The following is a 24,816-nucleotide window of genomic DNA, read 5'->3' as shown; positions in this document are numbered from 1 at the left end:
AGATGTTCCACAACTTCATGGCACAAAAAAGAGAAAAACTATCTGTCTTTTGTTTACACACCATTGTACTTGTTCAGACGCCTTAAAAACTATTCGGGGGAATTTATGGAGACATTTCGCTGCAAATGCGCATCAGCCTTCACGCTTCTTCGATTGTCTATCGTAATACCACAGTTCAATACTGTTGATGATGTTCTGCCAAAGTATGTAGCAGCCTGGTCCTACAGATGACAACGGATTAAGATAAGTAAGGGTTATCCAAATGGCAAAGGTGGTATTCTTCTGTCCCAAGGCTTGTCCTGCCTCGATGGTGCTATCGAAAAAACGGCCAATAAATCTGCCGACGGCAAACTGCATCAAGCAGAGCAGCAGGCTCACGAGGGCAATGAAGACAAGAAAAAGGACGGTGGTATTGGCGTGAACGATATTTTTCACGGTGGTTCCCGTTACGATGGTGAGCGTGAAAGCCCAGAAATAAAAGCCGAGATTGCGCACACTGACAATCCAATTGTAAAGCGGTCTCAATATGCGCCAATGCTTCGTGAAGTAAGCTACCACCATCGGAGCAACCAGAATGAGACAAACACGGTTGAGAATAACGAGGAAAGACTCGGCGAAACCAACGTTCACATTGGGTTCTATCAGTGGAAAACAAGTGGGAATGAGGGCTGCACAGATGAAATTGGATAGGAAAGTGTAGGTCGTCATATCCTCTATGTTACCACCCAACTTCTGTGTAACGATGGCTGCCGCAGATGCACAAGGGCAGATAATGCACGCCAACACCGACTCCATAAGTATCAAGCCGTTGCCTTGCAGCTTGAAGAAGAGTATAAAACCTACGGCTATAAGAACAAACAACACCTGAAACACGCCTATCCAAAGATGCCATTGTACAGGAATGAGCCTACGGAAATCTACCTTGCAGAACGTAACGTAGAGCATTAAAAACATACAAATGGGCAACAGAAAGTCGAATATCGGCTCGAAAACTGCTGAAGCAGGAGATAGTAGGGGTATAAAAGCAAACAGCAAGTAAACGATAGCACCTGTAGCAATGGCTACTGGCAGCGTCCATTTCTTTATAATACTTATCAATTCCACCTTTTTTGTTTGGTCAATAATGTGTTCTTACTGAATTATTCTTCAAATGTACGAATATTTTTGGGAATATGCCGTTGCCTTAAAGTATATTTTATAAAATGAAGTTTCCTCTTAAAAGTTAGAATATATAGGAAGAAACGTTTATATTTGCAAAATAAATAGAATAAAGAAGGGCAATAAAGCAATAGAATTTATTGAGCAATTGGTATGCTTCATTGGAGCATTGATATAATTTTGCACCCAACACAATAATAGTATAAGATGAAAAAGAAAACAAACGACAAGATTATTATCTGCCTGTTGTTGCTGTTCCTCCCTGCTGTCGGAGTGAACGCACAGGAAGTCAACACTTTCTCGCCCGATTGTCCTGGGGCAACCACTGGGCCAGACATTATGCCTTTATGGAATATTGACTGGGAAACAGGTTTCTCGCACGAATGGAACCGCAGAAACGGAGCGCACGAACGCACGTGGGTTATCAACACTTCCACCTTCCGAATGGGTGTAACTCCTAATGCCGAACTTCGTCTTCAGATAGACGAGAGTACAACACATACGCGCGAAAACAACTACACAGGAATTTCAGCAGCAGCCATTGGAACCAAGATTAAGATAACTGACAGCAATGGTGCGCTGCCCAAGGTGTCATTCCTCGGAACGTTACTTCTTCCTGGCAGCAGTCGTTCCCACTATCTTCCGCAACACGTTGGCATACAGACACACTTGCTTTTTGAGAACGAACTCAGCAATTCTTTCAGTTTAGGCTACGATATTGGTGCCGAGTGGAGCGGTGATACGGACAATCCCAACATCTTCTTCGGTGTCTGTCTGAACTACCAAGCTACCAATAAACTGAGTTTCTTCATAGAGAGTTACAACCTGTATAACTCTCGAAAGCAGGACGATTGGGCAAAGCCAGGGCGTGCCAGCCACTTCAATTGTATGAGCGAAATTGGAGCTGCATATATGGTTTCGCCACGACTTCAAGTAAATTTGTATGGCGACATCAATCTTAACGAGCCATCAAAATACGCCAATGTAGGTTTGGGTATGGCATGGTTGCTGAAGTAAAAGAAACTGTTTGTTCTATATTTCGGATATTATCTTTATTTAAGGCAGGTACTGAAAACCTTATAAAGGTTATTTCAGCACCTACATTAAATGTTTTCTTATAAATCTATTCCTCCACTTTCACCTTATCTTTATACAAATCTTCGAGGTTGATAGGTGCAACGTTTTCTTGTTTTTTCTTTTGTTTTTCAGGCTTATCGTCTATCGGTGGCACTGGCGTTTTCTTTTTCTCGTCTACTATCGGTGTTGTTACGATAGGTTTTGAAGAAATGGTATCTGTCGGCTTTTCGGTGATGACAGAATCCAAAGGAATACTTGCTGCAATGGCGCGCAGGCTGTCTTCCACCGCCTTTGCACGGGCAATGCTGTCGGCAGCCAACTTTTCGTCAATCTTGGCTTGGCACCCTTTGCGCATATTTACTACCTGAGCCAATCGGGCTTCCACATCGGTTGCGGTGCGATGCTTGCGGAAAAACGTTTCGGAAAGCACATAAGCGTCGCGTGCTTTCTCCCATTCCTCGCCAAACATATAGCACAAGCCGAGCCGATAGTATATTTCCCCTTTCTCGTTGTCGTAGCAAACAGCAAGTGTCTGCTCGTAGAAAGGAATGGCTGCCTTGTATTCCTGCAACTGGAAATGGCTCTCGGCATCGGCAAAATAATACACCGACCGCTCGTGCGGAGCAAGTACGGCAAGGCGTGGTATCACCTCGTCAAGATACTTCGTTGCACTTTTATACTCCCATTCGTTGTAATAGCACAGACCAATATAGGCACGAAAGCGGTCGTTCAGCTTGTATCGCTTGTCTAACTGTTGGAAAATAAGCAATGCTTCGTGATATTTACCTGAATTGAAATAAGCCACCGCCTTGTCCAATTGCACAGGGTCGGGGTCGGAACTCTGTGCCGATGCCGACAGAATCGACAAGCACAGAAAAGCCAAAAGGCAACACAGATGCTGCCTAAACGCTGCTAAAAAGTTATTTCCGTGTGGGTTATTGCAGCCAGGCAATCTTCTTAACCTCCCTATCTCCATATTTAATAACATCTAAGTCTATCAGCACAATGCCTTGTTCGTGGTTTTCGTGCTTGTCCCCCATTGCCGTTTCAATGTCTTTCAGCTGTTGCACGAGTTGTTGCAATGAAAGCGATGTGGTGAAGTTAGCCAAGCAATTCAAGTATCTGTCCGATACGACGCCAATGGGGTCGGTCCACTGCGGTTGCGTGAAAGTTATATCCGAAAACACAGTTTTCAGTCTTTCAATGGCTTCCTTTATATGCTGTTGTTGCTCGGTATTCGAGCCAAGTGCTATTGTTATCTTCATTTTGGGTTTCTGTAAGGGGCAGTACAGAGTTTTGAAAGTGCTTTTGTACAGCTAACACAAAGGTACGCACACTTTTCTGTATCAACGATATTGTAGTCCCTGTTATGTCCTTTTAGGTTGCAAAATTACGTTATTCCTACATAAAGACACGATAAACAACACATTATTTATAAAAAATAACAATTGCGAATAAAAAACGTTCAAACGCTTCTTATGAACTCTTAACTTTTTATTAACTTTGTAGCCACATTATATATAGTACTGTTTTTTGAATGAAAGAATTTGTTATATCGGAAGTCAAAGCCGAAACTGCCATACTTGTAGGACTGATAACGCAAGAGCAGGACGAGGCCAAGACCAAAGAATACTTAGACGAATTGGAGTTTCTTGCCCATACTGCAGGTGCCGTTACCGTGAAACGCTTCACACAGCGTGTTGGCGGACCTAACATGACGTCGTATGTGGGTAAGGGAAAACTTGCAGAAATAAAAGAATACATCAAGACAAAGGAAGACGAAGATGAACCTATCGGTATGGTAATCTTCGACGACGAGTTGTCGGCTAAACAGTTGAGGAACATCGAAAACGAACTGCAAGTAAAGATTCTCGACAGAACTTCTCTCATTCTCGATATATTTGCCATGCGTGCACAGACTTCCAACGCCAAGACACAGGTAGAACTGGCACAATATCGCTATATGTTGCCACGCTTGCAACGCCTCTGGACGCACCTTGAACGACAGGGTGGCGGTTCGGGTTCGGGCGGTGGCAAAGGTTCGGTAGGTTTGCGCGGTCCGGGTGAAACTCAGTTGGAAATGGACCGCCGTATTATTTTGCAACGTATGACCCTACTGAAGCAACGCTTGGTAGAAATTGACAAGCAGAAAATAACGCAGCGAAAGAACCGCAGACGTCTCATTCGTGTAGCGTTGGTAGGCTATACCAACGTGGGCAAATCGACCATTATGAATATGTTAGCCAAAAGCGAAGTGTTTGCCGAAAACAAGTTGTTTGCCACATTAGATACGACAGTGCGTAAGGTAGTGCTGCTAAACCTGCCTTTCCTCTTGGCAGACACCGTAGGATTTATACGCAAATTGCCGACCGACTTGGTTGATTCGTTTAAATCAACCCTCGATGAGGTGCGCGAAGCTGACCTGTTGCTGCACGTTGTAGATATTTCTCACCCCGACTTCGAGGAGCAAATACAAGTCGTAACAGAAACTTTGAAAGATTTGGAGTGTGCCGAAAAGCCGTCAATGATAATCTTCAACAAGATAGACAACTATACTTGGGAGGAGAAAGAAGACGACGACCTGACACCAATGACCAAGAAAAACGTGTCGCTCGAAGAACTGAAACGCACGTGGATGGCAAAGCTGAACGACGATTGCTTGTTTATTTCGGCAAAAGAGAAAGAAAACATCGACGAGTTCAGAGATGTTTTATACAAGAAAGTGAAAGAACTTCACGTGCAAAAGTATCCTTACAACGACTTCTTATACAACACTGATGTAGAAGAAGGTGTACAATAGCATTTACGTTTCATTCATTGTTTCATAGATATGGCATACAGAGCATTAACCGACAACGAGATTTTTATTCTTGAGAACAACAACTGTTGGGCTGAAGATTGGAGCAAAATAGAAGTAGACGAAGACGGTTTTCAACCCAAATTTCTGCATCGTGTCATTTTATACGGCGATATTCGGCTCGGTGCTTTCGAGAAGAATGTTGAGGTTTCAAAAGGTTTCTTCAAGCATTCGGGCATCAACGACGCCACTTTAAGAAACGTAACCGTAGGCAACAACTGCCTGATAGAGAAGATTGGGAACTACATTCACAATTACACGATAGGCGACGATTGTCTGATTGCCAACGTTTCGGTAATGGAAACAACCGAAGGCGCAACCTACGGGCAAGGCAATGTTATATCTGTATTGAACGAAGCGGGCGACGGAAACATCATTATGTTCCCCGAACTAAGCAGCCAATTTGCTGCTCTTATGGTGAAACACTTTAAGGATAAAGACCTTAAGAATGCCATTCGCCGATTGGTTTCGGAAGAGATTGCACGCCTTACACCTGCTGTTAGCACCATAGGAAACAATGTAAAGATAGTGAACTCGAAAGAAATAACAAATACAATCATACATAACGATTGTGAGATTTCGGGGGCAAGCAGGCTTTGCGATTGTACCATTCTTAGTTCTGCGCATGCAAATGTGTATATCGGTACAGGCGTTATTTGCGAGAACTCTATCATCAGTGAAGGGTCGAGCATCAGCAACAGCGCGAAAATACAAGATTGCTTTATAGGCGAGACCTGCCATATTGCCAATGGTTTTACAGCTTCGCAAAGCGTTTTCTTTGCCAATTCATATATGGCAAACGGCGAAGCGTGTGCTGCTTTCTGCGGTCCTTTCTCCGTTTCGCATCATAAGAGTACACTTCTTATCGGTGGACTGTATTCGTTCTACAATGCTGGTTCTGGCACAAACTTCTCCAACCACGCTTACAAGTTGGGACCATTGCACTATGGAACGTTGGAAAGAGGGTGCAAGACTGCAAGCGGCAGCCACATTGTTATGCCTGCAACAATAGGTGCTTTCTCTGTTTGTTTCGGCAAAATAACCAATCACCCTAACACGAAGACACTGCCATTTTCGTATATTATCGCTTACAATGATAAGCCTTGCATCGTTCCAGCACGTAATATTGCAACCGTCGGGCTGTATCGCGACATCAAGAAATGGTATAAACGCGACTTGCGTCCACAAGGTTCGCAGAAGAGTGTCATCAATTTCGAGTGGTTATCGCCTTTCACTGCAAACGAAATAGTTCGTGGAAGAAATACGTTGAGAGCACTGAAAAAGGCAAGTGGTGCAACTTCCGACTGCTATATATATAGTGGTTACACCATAAAAGCATCGAGATTGAACAAGGGTATTCAGCTTTACGACATTGCTCTCCATATTTATATGGGAGAGATGCTGAGGAAAGCCAAGCATTTGGGCATACTCGACAAGCCATTAGAACTAGATTCGATAAACGCATGGAGCGATTTGGGTGGCTTGCTTCTGCCCGATTTTGAAGAGCAACGTATACTCGAAGATATTAAAAGTGGCAGTTTGGAGACCATTGAAGACGTGAACGACCGTTTCAAGGAAATAAACTCCAACTATTACAGATACGCTTGGGACTGGACACGCTTCCTTATTAAAAGTTATTACGATAGCAAAGAAGTTACTGAAGATATCGAAGCACAAATCGTAAGCGACTATAACGATGCATTGAAAACGTGGATTAGCGAGATTCGCAAAGATGCAGAGAAAGAATATAGTATGGGCGACGTAGACAAAGAAGTATTGGAAGATTTCCTTGAAAAGCTCGAACAGGAGAATTATAATTCGATAATAAATTAATTAAAATATAAATAAAACATTATGCTTAAAAACCTTTCTTTTGGAAAAATAGGTTTGTCTTTGCTCCTGCTACTTGGTGTTGTAGGCATAAAAGCACAGACACGTACCTACGAAAGCGTACCCAACGACCCGATGAAGACACGCATCTACACCCTCGACAACGGGTTGAAAGTCTACATCAGTGTAAATAAAGAGAAGCCACGCATTCAGACTTACATTGCTGTGCGTACGGGTAGCCGCAACGACCCTGCTGAAACAACAGGCTTGGCACACTACCTTGAACACATTATGTTTAAAGGAACGGATAAGTTTGGTACTTCCAACTACGAGGCAGAACGCCCTTATCTAAAGCAAATTGAGAAACTTTATGAAGAGTATCGCCATATGACAGACCCTGCAAAGCGCAAGGTTTGGTATCACAAGATTGACTCTGTTTCTCAAATAGCTGCACAATACAACATTCCTAACGAGTACGACAAGCTTATGGCAGCTATCGGAAGTCAGGGAACAAACGCTTATACATCTAACGATGTTACTTGTTATGTGGAGAATATACCAAGCAACGAGATTGAATCTTGGGCGAAAGTGCAAGGCGATCGCTTTCAGAATATGGTCATTCGTGGCTTCCATACAGAACTTGAAGCTGTATATGAAGAGTACAATATGGGTTTGACAAGCGATGGCAGAAAGCTATTTACCGCTTTGATGGCAAAGCTTTTCCCTACTCACCCATACGGTACACAGACCACAATCGGTAGAGGCGAGCACCTGAAAAATCCTTCTATCACGAACATTATGAACTATTACCACCGCTACTACGTGCCAAACAACATTGCAATCTGTATGTCTGGCGACCTAAATCCTGAACAAACGGTGGCAATAATAGAGAAATATTTCGGTAATTGGAAAAGAAGCGAAACACTAAGTGCACCTCAATATGGTGCTCAACCCAAGTTTACAGCCCCTGTTGATACAACAGTGGTCGGGTTGGAAGCAGAAAAGGTTTACTTGGGTTGGAGAGCCGATAAGGGAAACTCTTTGCAATGCGATACGCTGAATATCATCGGCGAATTGCTCAGCAACGGTCGTGCTGGTCTTTACGACTTAGATTTGAACCAGACAATGAAGGTTCAATCAGCAGGTGCTGGTTTCTCTGACCTTACAGATTACTCTATGTTTATGGCAATAGGTACTCCTAAGAAGGGACAAACCTTGAAAGAAGTTCGCGACTTGCTGCTTGCTGAAATAGAAAAGTTGAAGAAGGGCAATTTCTCTGACGACTTATTGCCTTCTGTTATTAACAATTACAAGCGCAGCTACTATAAGAGCCTCGACAACAACCAGTTCCGTGCCAAGGCTTTTGTAGATGCTTTTATTAACAATATTGATTGGAAACAGGAAGTAGGTAAGCTCGACCGTGTTTCAAAGATGACAAAAGCAGAAATCGTTAGCTTTGCAAATCATTTCTTTGACAATGGCTATGCAGTCATTTACAAGGTTCAAGGCACCGATACTACCATTCAAAAGGTAGACAAGCCAAAGATTACACCAATCCCAACAAACAACGATAAACATTCTGCATTCTTGCAGGAAATTGTCAATCATAAGGTAGAGCCTATCAAGCCTGTATTTGTTGATTTTAAGAAAGACCTTACCAAGTCTACAACAAAGAAGGGTTGGCCTATCCTTTATAAGCAAAATACACAGGACGACCTCTTCACACTCTACTTGGAAATTCCTTTCGGAGAAGAGAGCGATTTACTGCCAGGCTATGCTAAGATGTACATCGACTATCTTGGCACTGATAAAATGACCAATGCGCAGATTAAGCAAGAGTTGTATAAACTTGCCTGCGACTACGACATCGGTCAGACTGATGACGAGACTTACTTCTATCTGACAGGCTTAAACGAAAATCTTCCAAAGGCTTTGGCACTTATCAACGACGTGATTGATAATGCAAAGGTGGACAAGGAAGCTTATGCTGCTGCCGTAGATTTGCTGATTAAATCGCGAAAAGATAAGAAAGCTGACCAGAGAGGCAACTTTAGAGCTTTACAAGATTATGGTATGTATGGTCCATATAACTCTACACGCAATATGTTGAGCGAACAACAACTCAAGAGCATGGATCCACAGAAGTTGTTGGATTCGCTGAAGAAACTGAAGAACTACAAGCAAACAGTGCTCTACTATGGTCCTTCTTCTATAAAAGATATTGATAATCTTTTGGCTAAGACTTTCAAGACTACCAAGAAGTTTGCCCCATTGCCCAAGGAAAAGCGTTATGTTTTGCAGACAACGCCTAAGAACGAAATTCTTATCGCACCTTATGATGCCAAAAACATCTACATGGTTCAGTTCCACAACGAGAACAAAGAGTGGAATCCGAACGATGCAGCAAAGATTGCGGTCTTCAACGAGTACTTCGGAGGCGGTATGAATGCCATCGTTTTCCAAGAAATGCGCGAGGCTCGTGCATTGGCCTACACAGCAAGTGCGCGCTATCATATGCCAAGTCGTTTGGGCGATAAAGAGTACTTCAATACATTCATTATCACACAGAACGATAAGATGATGGACTGCGTTGCACAGTTCAACGAGCTTCTCAACAATGTTCCTGTGCGCCAAGCCAACTTCGATTTGGCGAAACAGAACCTCTTGAAGAGCCTTGCATCGGCTCGTACAACCAAGTTCTCTATTCTTTCAGCTTATATGGCTGCACAGAAGATGGGCTTGGATTACAGTTTGAGCGAGAAGATTTACAAAGACCTGCCAAGCGTAACGCTCAATGACCTCATCAACTTCGAGAAGACCAATATGGCAAACAAGACCTTCAAGTATCTTATTCTTGGCAACGAAAAGGAACTCGATATTAAGGCTTTGGAGAAGATTGCGCCTGTCAAGCGTGTTACAACAGAAGAAATCTTTGGTTATTAAATCAAGATAACGTCTTGCAAGCTGGATAAATCCTGAACTGCAAGACCAAAACAAAAACATTATTAAAACATTAATAGAAACCTGACACCATGAATTGTAAGACAAGAGAGTCTTATATATAATGGTGTCAGGTTATTTTAAAGACTATGGCTGAATTCAAGTATGCCCCAATGTTCCAATTGGGAAAAGATGAAACAGAGTACAGACTGCTCTCTAAAGAGGGAATTACAGTCGCTAAATTTGAAGGAAAAGAGATTGTGAAGGTAGCCCCAGAGGCACTGACCCTATTGGCGCAAGAGGCTTTCCACGATTGCGAGTTCCTTCTCCGTCGCGAACATAACGAGCAAGTAGCTGCCATTCTTAAAGACGACGAGGCTTCTGAAAATGACAAGTATGTTGCGCTTCAGTTCCTCCGCAATGCCGAAACGGCTGCAAAGGGTGTCCTGCCTTTCTGTCAGGACACTGGTACAGCGATTATCCACGGTGAAAAAGGTCAGCAGATATGGACTGGTTTCGAGGACGAGGAAGCACTTTCGCTTGGTGTTTTCAACACGTTCACACAAGAAAACCTACGCTATTCGCAGAATGCTCCACTTACAATGTTCGACGAAGTGAATACCAAATGCAACCTTCCTGCACAGATTGACATCGAAGCAACCGAAGGTGCCGAATACAAATTCGTGATGGTGGCAAAGGGTGGTGGCTCTGCCAACAAGACCTACTTCTACCCAATGACCAAAGCTACCATTCAAAACGAAGGCACACTCATACCTTTCTTGGTAGAAAAGATGAAGAGTCTTGGCACAGCAGCTTGCCCTCCGTACCACATTTGCTTTGTTATCGGTGGCACGTCAGCCGAGAAGAATTTGCTCACGGTCAAGCTTGGCAGCATCAAATATTACGATACGCTCCCTACAACAGGCGACGAAACAGGTCGTGCGTTCCGCGACATCGAGCTTGAAAAGAAGATTCTCGAGGAAGCACATAAGATTGGACTCGGTGCGCAGTTCGGTGGCAAGTATCTTGCACACGACATTCGCATCATTCGTCTGCCACGCCACGGTGCCAGCGTGCCTATTGGTATGGGCGTATCTTGTTCTGCCGACCGCAACATAAAGGGCAAAATCAACAAAGACGGTATTTGGTTGGAGAAGATGGACACCAACCCAGGCGAGCTTATTCCTGAAGAATACCGCAAGCCAGGCGAAGGTGCGAAGGGCATAGAAATCGACTTGGACAAGGGCATCGATGCTGTTCGTGCCGAACTTACCAAATATCCTGTCTCTACTCGTGTGAGTCTGAAAGGTACAATTATCGTGGCGCGCGACATTGCACACGCAAAACTCAAGGCTCGCCTCGATGCCGGCGAACCGTTGCCACAGTACATCAAAGACTATCCAGTGCTGTATGCAGGTCCTGCAAAGACACCAAAGGGATACCCCTGCGGCTCTATGGGACCGACAACTGCCAACCGTATGGATCCATACGTCGATGAATTCCAAGCCAATGGAGGCTCGCTCGTAATGATAGCCAAAGGTAATCGTACGCAAGTAGTTACCGATGCCTGCAAGAAGCACGGCGGTTTCTATCTCGGAACTATCGGCGGTGTGGCTGCCGTACTTTCGCAAAGCAGCATCAAGAGCATAGAATGTGTGGAATATCCTGAACTCGGTATGGAAGCCGTTTATAAGATTACAGTTGAAGACTTCCCCGCATTTATCCTTGTAGACGACAAAGGCAACGACTTCTTCAAGCAGCTGAAGCCTTGGACGGGTTGCCCCAAGAAATAAATAAACAGCTTTATTAGTTGCGAGGGCATACCGAATAGGACTTTCGATATGCCCTCTTCTTTGTCCCTTCCACTATTCTTTCTGCAGTATTGTTATAGGCCTCTCTGTCGATAGTCCATGACCTTTTACCGATTTCGGTAGTGGGTAGTGTCCTAAAAAGTGTGTAAGTTCTCTCATCTTTTCTTTGTTTTTTATTCATTTTTCTTTCTTGTGTTTCCAGAATTTCCATTGATGAATCTTCCTGGCATATATTCTGACAAAATAGATATGCACTTAGTACTTTCTACTATGGGTAGAAATGTGCAGAAAGAGTCTTGACACACAACACTGACACCGAGCCCGAAACTACGAATTACCTATTTTTAGGTATTGGCAAATTGCAATATTAGCTTTATCTTTGCACGCAAATAATCTGTTTTGAATGTGTAAAAGCTTTAGATGACACTAAGGAAAAGAAAATATAAAAGGTGGGCACAATGCCCACAAACAAGCAAAGTGCGCTGTCCGTCATACCGGCAGCGCACTTTATTTTTGAATATTCGTGAATATTATTCGTTTTTAAACCCTGTATCTAATATGGACAAAGAAAGAACAAAAAGAAGGATATTGGAAAAAACAGAAAGGATTTCCAGCGCACTACAAAGCAGGAAGTTCGTCTGCATAGCGTTGCTCTTCCTACTCGGCACGCTCGCCATTCCGGCACAGACAGCCATCGTGTACGGACAGGTTACCGACGGACAGACAGGCGAACCCATTGCCGGGGCATGGGTGTCGGCAGCAAAAGGCAACAAAGGAACAGCGTCGGATGCCGACGGGCGCTATACACTGAACCTGCAGGGGCTGAAGCGGGCGCAACTGACCTGCCAGTATTTGGGCTACAGAACAGAACGATGCGATGTAGCACTGCGCGACAGTGTGTGTTGCAACATACGCATGAGGTCGGTGGAAACCGTACTGGGCGGAGTAACGGTAACCACCCACAGCGAGATGCGAAAGCTAAGAGAGTCAGCCATGCCCATATCTGTTATCGGGCAGCGGCAACTGCAGGGCACAGCCTCCAATATCAACGATGTACTCGCCCGCACCGTAGGCGTTACCATAAGGAATACCGGTGGCATGGGAAGCGCATCACGAATATCAGTCCGTGGATTAGAGGGGAAGCGAATGGGAATGTTCATTGACGATACACAGATGTCGCAACTCAGCAACTTCGTAGCTTTGAATGATATTCCTACAAGTATAATTGAACGCATAGAAGTATATAAAGGTATTGTCCCTTACAAGTTTGGTGGGTCAGCATTAGGTGGCGCAGTCAATGTTGTAACAAAAGAATATCCACCTGTTTACTTTGACTTCTCCTATGAAGTCGGTTCGTTCAACACACACCAATTATCGACTATATTGAAACGTACCGACCGTAAAAGTGGCTTACAATTTGGCATCGGAGGCGTAATATCGTATGCCAAGAACAACTATAAAATGGCTTTGGCAAACCTTGATGGGCGTATTGTTGAGCGAGACCACGACCGTTTCAAGAAAATAATGGGAGGAATGTCGGTAAAGGCTACCAAATGGTGGTTCGATGAAGTAAAATGGGAACTGGTATTGACACGAACGCGACAGGAAATACAGGGCATAGACCTCAATGTGCGTGAGGCTTATAACCATTCAACCAGCTATGTTACGGCATTGACACTGAAACGTAAGAACTTCTTTTTAGATGGTTTAGATTTTGATTTCGATGCGGGATATGTAATAGGCAAATATGGTTTATGCGACAAAGCCATGCATCGTTACGATTGGGACGGCAGAGTTCTTCCCCCGGTATCACCATTCGGAGGCGAGCAAAATAACTTTGCTTCCGATGGAGATAATCGTTCTAACGAGCTAATAGTTAAGTGCAACATGGGCTACACCATTGATATGCACCACGCATTGAACCTGAACATTTACGCAGACCATAACTCCCTGCACCCTAACGACTCGCTGATGGATAAGTCGTTGGGCTTCCGTGCCAACTTCCCGAGCAAGATGAAGACGATGACCGTAGGACTTTCGTACGACCTGACGCTCTTCAACGGACGCTTCCAGAATGCCCTTACACTGAAGGACTTCCTGTTTTCGTCACACTCCCGCAGCATTGACATCTACTCTGTAAAGGAGCCGCAGCCTGTGAGAACGTCCAAGAACTACATTGGATTCAGCGATGCCATACGCTATAAATTTACAAATGACCTGATGCTGAAGGCTTCTTTCAACTCGGAAGTGCGCATACCTACAAGCGAGGAGCTCATAGGCAACGGCTATTCCATACTCGCCTCGCCGGCATTGAAGCCCGAACGCACATCAGGAGTAAACCTCGGACTTCTCTATCGCCACATAAAGACAGATGGAGGACTTATAGAAGTAGAGCTGAACGGCTTCTACAATCAATTGGAAGATATGATACGCTTCACTCCCGACATGATTCCAACCATGGCGCGCTACCGAAACTTCGGCAGTGTACGTACGAAAGGAATAGAGCTGGAAGCCAAGGGCGACATCTGCCCACTGCTTTATCTCTATGCAAACGGAACCTATCAAGACCTTCGCGACGTCCGAAAAACAATCCCAGGAACCGAGGTAGAGAACCCTACACGCAACATGCGCATTCCCAACGTGCCCTATCTGCTGGCGAACTTCGGTGCCGAACTGCACAAGGAAAACCTCTTTGGTGGCAGTGGACAAAACACACGCCTGCTCTTCGACGCCTCGTATATACACCAATACTTTTACGATTTTGAGGTAAGTAAGTACCAAGAACGCAAAATTCCAACCTCAATGACAATGGACGCAGCCTTGGAACACAGCTTCTGCAACGACCGTTGGACAATTACTTTCAAGGTTAAAAACCTTACCGACCGTCGTATTGTTTCTGAATTAAACCGCCCCTTACCAGGTCGCTACATAGGAATAAAGGTGAGATACCTATTTAAATAATTAATTAATAAACATATAAAACAATGAGAAATTTAAGATTTATCCTTCCCGCCATCGCAATGATGGCATTCGTAAGCTCATGCAGCCACAACGACGAACCCACACCCACGCCCAACAAACCAACTGAAAAGGCCTTCAAGGGAATTATCTTTGCCACAGGCATCACCAACCCCGAGGGAAATAGCGGCAGTGTTTACATGCAGAGTCTCCCCGATATGGTGCCGGGCAACTACGACAACAGCAATGCTATACCTGTTGGTTTTGGTACTGTTCCAATAGTTGCAAAATCGGGAAACATCTATGTCCTGCCAGACTACATGGGCAATACAAAAGCTGAGATTGCTTGTTACAGATTATACGCCGATGGCAAATGGCAGAAAAAAGGAACAATGCAAATTCCTCCAAAAGCTGCCGCTTGTTGTGTTGTCGAGCTTAACAGCGAAAAAGCATACATCAGTTTGCAAGGCTTAGGCACCATAATAGTGTTCAACCCTACCACGATGACACGCATTGCGGAGATTGATTTGAATGGTCTTAAGCAGGCAGATACAAACGTCTCGCCTGCATCAATGGTCATAAGAGACGGTAAACTCTTCGTCGGGCTCAACCAAATGAACGCTCAATACATGCCGGCGCGCAACAATATAGAACTTGCAGTAATAGACACAAAGACCGATAAGGTGGAGAAACACATTGTAAACACCTCGCTGGGAATGAGCTTTGCCACACGCCCCATCGACCCGGGCTCAATCTTTATAGACGAAAACAACGACATCTACATCAACTGTATCGGTTCGTTCGGCTTCATTCCACAGTTCCACGGGGGTATTGCACGTATCAAGAACGGCACTACCGAGATAGACCCCGACTACTGCATACGCCTCGATAAAACAGAAGTAAAAGGACTGCCAACGAAGTTTGCCGACTTCTTCTCTACATTTTACTACGCAGGTAACGGGAAAGTTTATACCTATATCAATTCGTTTGCCCTTGATTCAAAGGGTATTGAAAATCCTTACATAAGCTTTACCAACATGCCCGTTGTAGTCGATTTGAAGCAAAAGACGATGGAAACGATCAAGGGAATGGATATTTCCAACCCACAAGGTATCGCTATTTCCAAGCACAAGAACCTGATTGTATTCGGCAGTTCCAATAAGAAAGCTAATGGTTTCTATACCTACGACCCTACGACAAAGAAGGTAGCAGGACCAATTATGCAGGTAAAGGGAAATCCAAGTTTCTTCCACAGCTTTGCAGAATAATGCAACCAATCCATGTATATTGCTCACTAAAGGCTACAAATCTATGCAAATACAGAAAGACGAGATACGCAACCGGATACTCATCGTTGCACGCAGCGAGTTCATGAAAAACGGTGTGAGACATACGTCCATAAAGAACATAGCCGACAAAGCCGGAGTAGCAGTAGGCAATGTGTATAATTACTATAAGGGCAAGGACGACCTGCTGAAGGCCGTGCTTGCCCCACTCTTCAAGGCTTTCAAGGATTATCGCAGCAAAACCGGCGGCGAAGAATACGTAACGCTCGACATATTCCACCATGAACTCTACCATGAGATAATGCGCCAACAGGTATCTTCGTTGATTGTTCCCTTTCGGAAAGAACTGCGCTTGCTTATATTTGAAACTGCCGGTACATCGCTCGAAGACTATTTCGACCAACTGTTGGAGGTAACATATACCGACGGAATGACTTATCTTGCCCGTATAAAAAGCCTGTTTCCACATATCAATTCGGATATATCGCCACACTTCACTCGCATTCTCTGCGATTTGTGGGCAGGTGTAATTAGATGTATTGTTACCCACAACGACCTAACCGAGACTGAAATAAACCAAATCATTACCGACTATATACATTTCACCTTTGGCGGCTGGCGCGAACTGATGGGTATTGAATAAAAATAAATGAATACTACGGAAACCTTTTGGGCAAGTCTTAAAACTCTGCTGATAGAACAACACGCAAGAGAAATAAAGAAGAGAAAACTCCTTTAACTTGTAAAGACATTTCTATCTAAAAATGATAATTTCGATTTGGCATTGCGAAAGCGGCTGTTTTGCACGGTAATACATACGCTTTTACCTTGCAAAACAGCCGCTTTTGGAATGCAAAACAATAGGTGTTATAATACGTTAATAACAAGGATGTTAGGCAAGATATACCGTGTGAAAAAATATTTGCACATCCTTTTATCTGCCGACTTACCCGATAGCAGTTCCTACAGCACTGTCTATCTCCTGTCAATCAGTCTGAATTCAACAGGCAAAATCATTTCTTTCTTCACAGCTTTCCCATCTACAACAGCCGGTTTCCACTTGGGCATCTCACTAATAACACGAATAGCCTCACGGTCCAACAGAGGGTCTACGCTATGAGTGACCAATACGTTGCTCACAGTTCCGTCGGTTTCTACATCGAAACGGACCATCACTTTACCCTGAAGGCCATTCATTGCTGCCTCCACAGGGTATTTCACTCGCCGATCAATCCATGCTATAACATTGTTCGTAAAGGTTGAAGGTGAGGGGAGAGAAGTATCGCATTGTTCCTTTTTCTCGCAAGTTTTTTTGCAGGAAGATGTGCATGACTGCGTTACACACCCCTTGCATTTTCCTTTCTTGGGTGAAGACGTCTGTGCCACGGATACTAATGGGAGACTGCTAAACAACACAATAAATGCGAGCTGTCTCATTCTCTTTAAATAAAAATTACTTTTCATTAATCTAATCAAATTAGTTATACATAAAACAAAGGTACAACAACCTTATAAGAATACATAACTTGTATATAAAAAACTATATTTCGGATTTCAGGACATAGGTTTTTACTTTTACGAAATGTCTACTTTGACAAGCTATTGAGCCTTGCTATATACTTGCCAAGTATGTCGAACTCGAGGTTTACAACCGAGCCAACTTGTATATCGGCAAAGTTTGTATTTTCAAGCGTGTAGGGAATAATTGCCACTTTGAAGGTATTGGCAGTAGGTTCGCACACTGTCAGCGATACGCCATTGACTGTAACCGAGCCTTTATCTACCGTAAAGTAGCCTCGCTGTGCCATTTCCACATCGTCCTTGTACTCAAAGGTGAAATAGGTACTGCCATTTGCATTTTCCATAGCAACGCAACGAGCAGTCTCATCTACGTGTCCTTGAACGATATGACCGTCTAAACGACCATTCATCAGCATGGAACGCTCTACGTTTACACGGTCGCCTACTTTCAGCAAAGCAAGGTTCGACCTGTCCAAAGTTTCTTTCATAGCGGTTACAGTATAGGTTTCGCCTTGCAGACGAACCACCGTGAGGCACACACCATTGTGTGCAATGCTTTGGTCTATTTTCAATTCGCTTGTAAACGAACACTTTAAAACGAAGTCTATATTTTCTTGATAACGTTCAATGGCAACTACTTGTGCCATTTCTTCTACAATTCCAGAGAACATAATTCCTTTTTATTAAAAACTTTATTAAACTTTGCAGGAATGCCTTTACCTACAAAAAGAAGGTGGAACTCCTTTGGAACTCCACCTTTTTGTAGTCCTCGTCTTGAGAGGATTATGAGAAAGTCGCATCGATGATGTGATGAAAAGTCCGAGTATCTATGATAAGAGAACTCTCTGCTTTTGTAATCCACTGACCCTAAGGTTTAGTCGCTGAAATGCGTTTTATGTGGCCCGCCATTGTCAAGAGAAGTCTTCTCGGTTTTCAGATTTATTTGATGACTATCCCAATCGAATCGATACGACTATAGCTTTTCCTTTCTAAGTACAAAGGTAGTACTTTTTTTCAATGTACCAAATATTTGCACTAAATTATTGTTTCATAAAGCACCTCGCCAATGGTTGGGTGTATATGAATCATATCGGCAAGGTCGGCGAGTGTTGCATCGTTGTTCATAAGAACGGCTACCTCTTGTGCGATGTCGGCAGAGTGGGCACCAAAGACGTGGCAACCAAGTATTTTTCCATTCTCGTCTGCCATTACCTTCACCATACCTTCGGTTTCTTCCATTGCCAATGCCTTACCATTAGAGCGGTAGAAACCTTTCTTAACGGTGTAGTGAATGCCTTCTTTCTTGCAAACATCTTCCGACAGTCCTACCGAACCTGCTTCAGGATAGGTAAATACTGCTGCCGGCATAATGTCGAAGCGTATCTTATCCTCTTTCCCAAGTATGCGATTAATAACGTGTGTGCCTTGGAAACTTGCAGCATGGGCAAGCATCTGCTTACCATTAACATCGCCAACGGCATAAACACCAGGGACATTGGTTTCGTAATGTTCGTTGGTTTCAATACCTTGCTTAATGCAGTTGATACCCGCTGCTTCAAGTCCGAGCCCTTCAACGTTGGCAGCACGTCCTGTTGCAACAAGCACAACATCGGCAACCACTTGCTTTTCTTGTCCCTTTTGTTCAAAAGTAACAATCGCTTGCTTCTTGTCGTCGGTAGCAACGATGCTCTTCACACCGCTATTCATATTGAAATTGATGCCTCGTTTTTCTAATGTCTTGCGCAAACGCTTTGCAATATCAGAATCGATAGTAGGCAAACATTCTTTTAAGAACTCGATAACTGTAACCGAACTGCCGAAGGTTTCAAAAGCAGAAGCCAATTCAAGTCCGATAACACCCGCACCAATGATTGCCATTGTCTGTGGCACGTGGTCTATATCAAGTAACTCGGTAGAAGTCATAACCTTGTCTTTCAACGGCTCACCTTCAGGGGTGTCGAAAGCAGGGATAAATGGAAGCAAACGAGCATGCGAACCTGTGGCGATAATAATATTATCGGCTGTCATCTGTGTGCCGTTCACTTCGATTACTTTCTTATCCACAAACTTTGCTTCACCTTCAATATAGGTAATGCCTGGCATCGACATCAAACTCTTTACGCCTTCACTAAGTTGAGCGATAACATTGTTCTTACGCTCTTGTATGCGAGCGAAATTAACACTGCCGCCACCCACGCAAGACAACAAAGGGTTACGATACAGGTCAGCATCGTGAGCAAAGCTCTTCGTTGGTATACAGCCCTCGTTCAGACACGTACCTCCTGGATTTCGTTTCTCGATGATAGTAACCTTGAGGCCATCTTTTGCCGCATGCACGGCGGTATGATAACCTCCAGGTCCAGCACCGATTATAATTAAATCAGTCTTTTCCATAATATAAAATCTCTATAAGATTATTGTTTCATCATTGCCTGACGGTAGTTAAGGATTGGCTCTTTCGCAGCCAACACGTCATCAACACGACCGATAGGTGTATTGTGTGGTGCTTCCAAAACTTCCTGTGGAGTTTCGCGCGCTTCACGTGCGATAGTATGCATAATATCTATGAAACCATCAAGCGTTTTCTTGCTTTCGTTTTCTGTAGGCTCAATCATCATTGCTTCGTGGAAGAGCAATGGGAAATAGATAGTTGGAGCATGGTAGCCATAGTCGAGCAAACGTTTTGCAACGTCCATCGTAGTAACCCCAGTGCTCTTATCTTTGAGTCCGTCGAATACAAATTCATGCATGCAAATGCCTTCGATTGGCAGTTCGTAGTCGTCCTTCAAGCATTCCTTAATATAGTTTGCATTGAGTGTAGCGTAAGGACCCACCATCTTCAAGTTCTCCTTGCCCAGTGTCAAGATGTAAGTATAAGCGCGCAAAGACACAAGGAAGTTGCCCATAAACTGACCAACATGCATATTGTTAAGGTTGTATTCAGCAGTTGTTTCTGGCAAATCAAGGTCGAAACCTGCATCTGTTTTCACAACGTGTGGCTTTGGCAAGAACTCTACAAGGTCTGCTCTTACACCAACAGGACCACCACCAGGACCGCCACCGCCGTGAGGAGTAGAGAAGGTCTTGTGGATATTGATGTGCATTACATCAAATCCCATATCGCCAGGACGCGCAACACCCAACAGTGGGTTAAGGTTTGCTCCATCGTAATACATCAAACCGCCACACTCGTGGACCATTTTGGCAATCTCGGGAATGTTCTTTTCAAACAAGCCGAGTGTGTTAGGATTGGTCATCATCATACCTGCTATATCGTCGCCAAGCAATGGTTTCAGGTGTTCAACATCGACAAGACCATCAGCTGTGCTCTTAACTTCTACTATATCAAGCCCACAAACTGCTGCCGAAGCTGGGTTTGTACCGTGTGCAGAGTCAGGAATGATAATCTTCTTACGCTTTGTATCGCCACGTTTTTCGTGGTAAGAACGGATAATCATAAGCCCTGTAAGCTCTCCTTGTGCACCTGCAAATGGATTTACTGTGAAGTCAACAAGACCAGAAATGCTTGAAAGAACTTTTGCCAAGCCGTAATTAACCTCCAATGCACCCTGTACAGTACTGATGGGCTGCAGTGGGTGAATAGCAGTAAAACCTGGCATGGCAGCTATTTCTTCATTGATAGTAGGGTTGTACTTCATCGTACAAGACCCTAAAGGATAGAATCCATTGTCTACGCCAAAATTGTTTCCGCTATGGTTTGTATAGTGGCGTACGACTGTTAGCTCATCGCACTCAGGAAGTTCTGCGTCTTTTTCACGCTTCAAATTGCTTGGAAGGTCGTAGCTTCCAAATTCGTTTTTAGGTAGGCTATAAGCTTTGCAACCCGGTTGAGAAAGCTCAAATATTAAATTGCCATATAATCTATTGTTCATTTCTTCAATAATTTAAGTGTTTGTAAAACTTTGCTTAAAGTTCATTAGGTTAGAGAAGTGCAACAAGTGCTTCCATCTCTTCTTTCGTACGCTTTTCTGTTACAGCAACAAGGAGCTGGTCGTCGCCAACCTTTACACCTGGCAGGATTCCTTTTTCAATTGCTTTATCGTAGAAAGCATCACGATTTTCAATTTTCACCAAAAACTCATTGAAGAATGGCTGATTATAAACCAACTGTGCTTTACCAGTAGCCACCATCTTATCACATAGATAATGGGCCGCATCAAGGCTTATCTGTGCAGCTTCCTTGACACCCTGCTTGCCCATCATAGACATATAGATGGTAACATAAAGTGTCATTAAACTTTGGTTAGAACAGATATTCGATGTTGCCTTTTGACGACGAATGTGCTGCTCGCGAGCTTGCAAAGTAAGTACAAATACACGCTGTCCGCGTGAATCTTTTGTCTGTCCGACGATACGACCAGGCATCTTACGCATCATTTTCTGCGTACAGCTCATATAACCAGCGTATGGACCACCGAACGCCATAGGCAAACCAAGGCTCTGAACATCGCCTACTGCAAAGTCTGCCCCCCACTCGCCTGGAGTCTTAAGAATAGAAAGGTCAGCTGCAACACTGTTTACAATGAACAATGCCTTATTGTCGTGGCAGATGTCGGCAAAGCCTGTGAAGTCTTCAGCAATACCATAATAGTTTGGTTGCTGAACAATGACGCCTGCTACACCACCCTCTGCGATTTTCGTTTCCAAGTCTTTCTTAGATGTTACACCATTCTCGCTGGCAACCGAAACAAGGTTTACGCCATTGAAATGTGCGTATGTTCTAAGCACTCCGACAATCTGTGGATTGATTGTTTCAGAATATAAGACAGTATTGCGCTTGCTTGATTGAGCAGCAGCCACCATCATTGCTTCAGCAGTAGCAGTAGAACCATCATACATTGAGGCATTGGCAACGTCCATATTAGTAAGTTCTGCTATCATGCTTTGGAATTCAAAGATATAGTGCAATGTTCCCTGTGATATCTCTGCTTGATATGGAGTATATGAAGTAAGATATTCTGAACGACCTACAATTTGTGGAATTGCACTTGGTGCATAGTGGTCGTACACGCCTGCACCAGCAAAACAAGTCAGCTGTTGGTTCTTATCTGCTAACTTTTTGAAGAAGTTTCTTATTTCGATTTCGCTCTTTGCCTCGGGAATATCGTAATCTTCTTTAAATCGCAGTACTTCGGGAATACCTGCAAAAAGATCCTGAATATTTTTCACGCCCACCTTGTCGAGCATTGCCTGTGTGTCTTTTTCAGTATGTGGAAAGAATTTGAAATTCATGTCTATAGCATTTAAACGATTAGCTTTCATCACTATAAATAGCTGTTTTCTTCCACAAGGACTTACTTTGAGAAGGAAAACAGCTATATGTTAATAACTTTTGTTTTCTTATAAACTATTTTGCGCAGAACTCTTCGTAGCTCTTTGCATCCATAAGATTATCAAGTTCAGATTTGTCTGTAAGTTCCACTTTAAGAATCCAGTTTTTATAAGGATCCTGATTAATAAGTTCTGGTTGATCTTCAAGTGCTTCGTTTACTTCTAACACTTTAAAAGATACTGGTGCATTAAGGTCAGACGCAGCTTTCACACTCTCTACTGCTCCAAAACCTTCTTCGGCTTCAAATTCATCTTCGGCTTCAGGCATATCAACGTAAACCACGTTGCCAAGTGCATGCTGTGCATAGTCTGTAATACCAATATAAGCAATGTCGCCTTCAACTTTTACATACTCATGTGACTCTGCGTAGTAGAGTCCTTCAATAACTTTTGCCATTTTATCTTTTACTGTTTTATTAATTTTAAGTTTCTATATACATAAGGTGGGAATGCAGCAATGCTGAAACACTCTCATTTTAACTGTTTACTTTACATAATGTGGGTCGTAGAACTTTTTCTTACCTACTGTTGCCGGGAAGAATTTCTTGCGTATTTGAACTTCTACACGGTCTTCCATCTTTATATCAGCATCGACCAATGCCACTGCACAACTTCTTTCAACAGAAATAAGTTTATAACCTGTTGTTATCTCACCCACTTCCTTGCCATCTTTAAATACTTTATAGCCATTACGTGGTATTGCATTATCGTCTAACCACAAACCACGGAGACGTTTTGTTACGCCTTCTGTTTTCTGTTTTAATAATGCTTCTTTACCAAGGAATTTTTCTTTATCGAATTTTACAAACATAGAAAGACCTGCCATAACAGGTGTTATTGTTTCAGACAGTTCATGTCCGTAAAGTGGCATACCGGCTTCGAAACGTAATGTATCGCGACATCCAAGGCCACAAGGAGTTACGCCTGCTTCCATTAATTTATCCCACATCTTTACTATATATGCAGGAGCTCCATAAAGTTCAAAACCATCTTCACCTGTATAACCCGTGCGGGAGATAATAATATCTTCGCCCTCGTGCTTCAACTTCTTAACTTCGTAAAACTTCAAATCAGAGCAAGGAATACCCAGTTTTTCTTGTATAATCTTCTCTGCTTCTGGTCCTTGAATAGCAAGCTGTCCATATTTCTCGCTATCGTTAACAAGTTTTACGTCGAAACCTTTTGTATGTTTCTTTAGCCATTCGTAGTCTTTTTCTATGTTAGCAGCATTTACAGTTAAGATAAACTCATTTTCGCCTACTTTGCAAATACAAGTATCGTCTACAACCCCACCATCTTCCATACAGAACATACCATAAAGCACTTTGCCAACGGCCAAGCCCGTAACGTCGTTAGTGAAGATATAATTGACAAATTTCTCTGCTTCGTTGCCCGAAACAACAAGTTCGCCCATATGAGACACATCAAAAACACCACAATGCTTTCTTACTGCATTGTGCTCATCGATAATACTTGAATACTGAATAGGCATATCGAAACCACCAAATGGTGAAATCAAAGCTCCTAATGCTACATGCTTGTCATAAAGGCATGTTCTTTTATTCTCCATAATTGCTTTAGAAATTTATTTTTTGTGCCGTCCTCTGATAGTCTATCATTGTCCAGCGATTGTTTGATTTAGGTTAAGAAACCCTTTATTTTCTTGCGATGCAAATATAAGGAAGTTTTTTGGATACACAAAATTTTGGGAGAAATAATCGCATATTTCTTCTATCTCTATTCAAAATTAATTCATACGATTTTATTATTATCGCCTCCACAAACTTTCTTGGCTTAATAAAAAAAATAATAATTACTTTCTCTGTACAATGTATTTTTTAATTTAGCATACAATTTGAGCAAAAAACATATTTCTTCCTTACTTTCTAAACATTGAGACTTTTGCGGTAATAGATTTTTTGAATGAAATGTTCATTGCACATTATGGCGAATAAAAAATCTCAATAAATTATCCCATTCAGAATCTTCTAAAAATTACAAAAACGATATTACCAGCACTAACCAT

Annotated in this window: 19 protein-coding genes; 8 read left to right on the top strand and 11 right to left on the bottom strand. The window is 43.1% G+C overall.

Annotated features, from left to right (window positions below):
- Window positions 1-132: 132 nt before the first annotated feature.
- Window positions 133-1,104, bottom strand: coding sequence for a transporter (locus tag RDV52_RS08865; protein WP_004365993.1), 972 nt, complete (start codon window positions 1,102-1,104; stop codon window positions 133-135).
- 261 nt (window positions 1,105-1,365) lie between these two features.
- Between RDV52_RS08865 and RDV52_RS08860 the strand changes: the two genes are divergently transcribed.
- Window positions 1,366-2,175, top strand: coding sequence for a transporter (locus tag RDV52_RS08860; RefSeq protein WP_004365994.1), 810 nt, complete (start codon window positions 1,366-1,368; stop codon window positions 2,173-2,175).
- Window positions 2,176-2,281: 106 nt separating this feature from the next.
- Here RDV52_RS08860 and RDV52_RS08855 read toward each other — a convergent pair whose 3' ends face one another.
- Both RDV52_RS08855 and RDV52_RS08850 read right to left on the bottom strand, forming a co-directional pair.
- The gene (locus tag RDV52_RS08855; RefSeq protein WP_223381144.1) at window positions 2,282-3,118 is read right to left on the bottom strand and encodes a tetratricopeptide repeat protein; all 837 of its coding nucleotides are present in this window, start codon (window positions 3,116-3,118) and stop codon (window positions 2,282-2,284) included.
- A 52-nt stretch (window positions 3,119-3,170) separates the two neighbouring features.
- Window positions 3,171-3,500, bottom strand: a complete 330-nt coding sequence (locus RDV52_RS08850) for a 2-amino-4-hydroxy-6-hydroxymethyldihydropteridine diphosphokinase (protein ID WP_004365996.1) — start codon at window positions 3,498-3,500, stop codon at window positions 3,171-3,173.
- 272 nt (window positions 3,501-3,772) lie between these two features.
- Between RDV52_RS08850 and hflX the strand changes: the two genes are divergently transcribed.
- The 4 genes from hflX (at window position 3,773) to RDV52_RS08830 (ending at window position 11,655) form a co-directional block, all read left to right on the top strand.
- Complete coding sequence (gene hflX / locus RDV52_RS08845) at window positions 3,773-5,035, top strand: GTPase HflX (protein ID WP_004365997.1); 1,263 nt, start codon at window positions 3,773-3,775, stop codon at window positions 5,033-5,035.
- Window positions 5,036-5,065: 30 nt separating this feature from the next.
- Window positions 5,066-6,925 (top strand): DUF4954 family protein, encoded by a 1,860-nt coding sequence (locus RDV52_RS08840; protein ID WP_004365998.1) that lies wholly within the window; start codon window positions 5,066-5,068, stop codon window positions 6,923-6,925.
- Window positions 6,926-6,946: 21 nt separating this feature from the next.
- Complete coding sequence (locus RDV52_RS08835) at window positions 6,947-9,865, top strand: M16 family metallopeptidase (protein ID WP_004365999.1); 2,919 nt, start codon at window positions 6,947-6,949, stop codon at window positions 9,863-9,865.
- A gap of 146 nt (window positions 9,866-10,011) precedes the next feature.
- Window positions 10,012-11,655 carry a fumarate hydratase gene (locus RDV52_RS08830; protein ID WP_004366000.1) on the top strand — a complete coding sequence of 548 codons (1,644 nt, stop codon included), beginning with the start codon at window positions 10,012-10,014 and terminating at the stop codon, window positions 11,653-11,655.
- Between the two features lie 13 nt (window positions 11,656-11,668).
- Here the strand turns inward: RDV52_RS08830 and RDV52_RS08825 are convergent, their stop codons facing one another.
- On the bottom strand, window positions 11,669-11,884 hold the full coding sequence (locus RDV52_RS08825; protein WP_004366001.1) for a hypothetical protein: 216 nt from the start codon (window positions 11,882-11,884) through the stop codon (window positions 11,669-11,671).
- 347 nt (window positions 11,885-12,231) lie between these two features.
- Between RDV52_RS08825 and RDV52_RS08820 the strand changes: the two genes are divergently transcribed.
- The 3 genes from RDV52_RS08820 to RDV52_RS08810 are packed head-to-tail and all read left to right on the top strand — an operon-like array spanning window position 12,232 to window position 16,560.
- Window positions 12,232-14,634 (top strand): TonB-dependent receptor, encoded by a 2,403-nt coding sequence (locus RDV52_RS08820; RefSeq protein WP_004366003.1) that lies wholly within the window; start codon window positions 12,232-12,234, stop codon window positions 14,632-14,634.
- A 23-nt stretch (window positions 14,635-14,657) separates the two neighbouring features.
- Complete coding sequence (locus RDV52_RS08815; RefSeq protein WP_004366004.1) at window positions 14,658-15,899, top strand: hypothetical protein; 1,242 nt, start codon at window positions 14,658-14,660, stop codon at window positions 15,897-15,899.
- A 43-nt stretch (window positions 15,900-15,942) separates the two neighbouring features.
- Window positions 15,943-16,560, top strand: a complete 618-nt coding sequence (locus tag RDV52_RS08810) for a TetR/AcrR family transcriptional regulator (RefSeq protein ID WP_004366005.1) — start codon at window positions 15,943-15,945, stop codon at window positions 16,558-16,560.
- Between the two features lie 332 nt (window positions 16,561-16,892).
- Here RDV52_RS08810 and RDV52_RS08805 read toward each other — a convergent pair whose 3' ends face one another.
- The 7 genes from RDV52_RS08805 to gcvT all read right to left on the bottom strand — a co-directional run bounded on the left by RDV52_RS08805 (window position 16,893) and on the right by gcvT (window position 24,360).
- Complete coding sequence (locus RDV52_RS08805; protein WP_223381145.1) at window positions 16,893-17,354, bottom strand: energy transducer TonB; 462 nt, start codon at window positions 17,352-17,354, stop codon at window positions 16,893-16,895.
- A gap of 149 nt (window positions 17,355-17,503) precedes the next feature.
- Window positions 17,504-18,109, bottom strand: a complete 606-nt coding sequence (locus RDV52_RS08800) for a riboflavin synthase (RefSeq protein ID WP_004366008.1) — start codon at window positions 18,107-18,109, stop codon at window positions 17,504-17,506.
- A 364-nt stretch (window positions 18,110-18,473) separates the two neighbouring features.
- Window positions 18,474-19,832: a dihydrolipoyl dehydrogenase gene (gene lpdA, locus RDV52_RS08795; RefSeq protein ID WP_004366010.1), complete on the bottom strand. Its 1,359-nt coding sequence runs from the start codon at window positions 19,830-19,832 to the stop codon at window positions 18,474-18,476.
- A gap of 20 nt (window positions 19,833-19,852) precedes the next feature.
- Window positions 19,853-21,331 (bottom strand): aminomethyl-transferring glycine dehydrogenase subunit GcvPB, encoded by a 1,479-nt coding sequence (gcvPB, locus tag RDV52_RS08790; RefSeq protein WP_004366011.1) that lies wholly within the window; start codon window positions 21,329-21,331, stop codon window positions 19,853-19,855.
- A 49-nt stretch (window positions 21,332-21,380) separates the two neighbouring features.
- Window positions 21,381-22,691 (bottom strand): aminomethyl-transferring glycine dehydrogenase subunit GcvPA, encoded by a 1,311-nt coding sequence (gene gcvPA, locus RDV52_RS08785; RefSeq protein ID WP_040557002.1) that lies wholly within the window; start codon window positions 22,689-22,691, stop codon window positions 21,381-21,383.
- A 115-nt stretch (window positions 22,692-22,806) separates the two neighbouring features.
- A complete protein-coding gene (gcvH, locus tag RDV52_RS08780; RefSeq protein ID WP_004366013.1) occupies window positions 22,807-23,187 on the bottom strand; it encodes a glycine cleavage system protein GcvH in 381 nt (126 codons plus the stop codon).
- A gap of 87 nt (window positions 23,188-23,274) precedes the next feature.
- Entirely contained in the window at window positions 23,275-24,360 is a 1,086-nt protein-coding gene (gene gcvT / locus RDV52_RS08775; RefSeq protein WP_004363515.1) for a glycine cleavage system aminomethyltransferase GcvT, read from the bottom strand.
- Window positions 24,361-24,816: the final 456 nt, after the last annotated feature.

Source organism: Prevotella nigrescens (assembly GCF_031191185.1).
Classification (GTDB): domain Bacteria; phylum Bacteroidota; class Bacteroidia; order Bacteroidales; family Bacteroidaceae; genus Prevotella; species Prevotella nigrescens.
Note: the sequence above shows the minus strand (reverse complement) of the source record. Positions and strands in the feature narration are given on the sequence as shown.

Excerpts from the sequence above, each read along its gene's own strand:
- RDV52_RS08820 (WP_004366003.1), top strand. The coding sequence starts at position 12,232 with ATGGACAAAGAAAGAACAAAAAGAAGGATATTGGAAAAAACAGAAAGG.
- RDV52_RS08840 (WP_004365998.1), top strand. The coding sequence starts at position 5,066 with ATGGCATACAGAGCATTAACCGACAACGAGATTTTTATTCTTGAGAAC.
- gcvT (WP_004363515.1), bottom strand. The coding sequence starts at position 24,360 with ATGGAGAATAAAAGAACATGCCTTTATGACAAGCATGTAGCATTAGGA.
- RDV52_RS08805 (WP_223381145.1), bottom strand. The coding sequence starts at position 17,354 with ATGAGACAGCTCGCATTTATTGTGTTGTTTAGCAGTCTCCCATTAGTA.
- RDV52_RS08850 (WP_004365996.1), bottom strand. The coding sequence starts at position 3,500 with ATGAAGATAACAATAGCACTTGGCTCGAATACCGAGCAACAACAGCAT.
- gcvPB (WP_004366011.1), bottom strand. The coding sequence starts at position 21,331 with ATGAACAATAGATTATATGGCAATTTAATATTTGAGCTTTCTCAACCG.
- RDV52_RS08860 (WP_004365994.1), top strand. The coding sequence starts at position 1,366 with ATGAAAAAGAAAACAAACGACAAGATTATTATCTGCCTGTTGTTGCTG.
- hflX (WP_004365997.1), top strand. The coding sequence starts at position 3,773 with ATGAAAGAATTTGTTATATCGGAAGTCAAAGCCGAAACTGCCATACTT.
- RDV52_RS08815 (WP_004366004.1), top strand. The coding sequence starts at position 14,658 with ATGAGAAATTTAAGATTTATCCTTCCCGCCATCGCAATGATGGCATTC.
- gcvH (WP_004366013.1), bottom strand. The coding sequence starts at position 23,187 with ATGGCAAAAGTTATTGAAGGACTCTACTACGCAGAGTCACATGAGTAT.
- lpdA (WP_004366010.1), bottom strand. The coding sequence starts at position 19,832 with ATGGAAAAGACTGATTTAATTATAATCGGTGCTGGACCTGGAGGTTAT.
- RDV52_RS08810 (WP_004366005.1), top strand. The coding sequence starts at position 15,943 with ATGCAAATACAGAAAGACGAGATACGCAACCGGATACTCATCGTTGCA.
- RDV52_RS08830 (WP_004366000.1), top strand. The coding sequence starts at position 10,012 with ATGGCTGAATTCAAGTATGCCCCAATGTTCCAATTGGGAAAAGATGAA.
- RDV52_RS08835 (WP_004365999.1), top strand. The coding sequence starts at position 6,947 with ATGCTTAAAAACCTTTCTTTTGGAAAAATAGGTTTGTCTTTGCTCCTG.
- RDV52_RS08800 (WP_004366008.1), bottom strand. The coding sequence starts at position 18,109 with ATGTTCTCTGGAATTGTAGAAGAAATGGCACAAGTAGTTGCCATTGAA.
- RDV52_RS08825 (WP_004366001.1), bottom strand. The coding sequence starts at position 11,884 with ATGGAAATTCTGGAAACACAAGAAAGAAAAATGAATAAAAAACAAAGA.
- gcvPA (WP_040557002.1), bottom strand. The coding sequence starts at position 22,691 with ATGAATTTCAAATTCTTTCCACATACTGAAAAAGACACACAGGCAATG.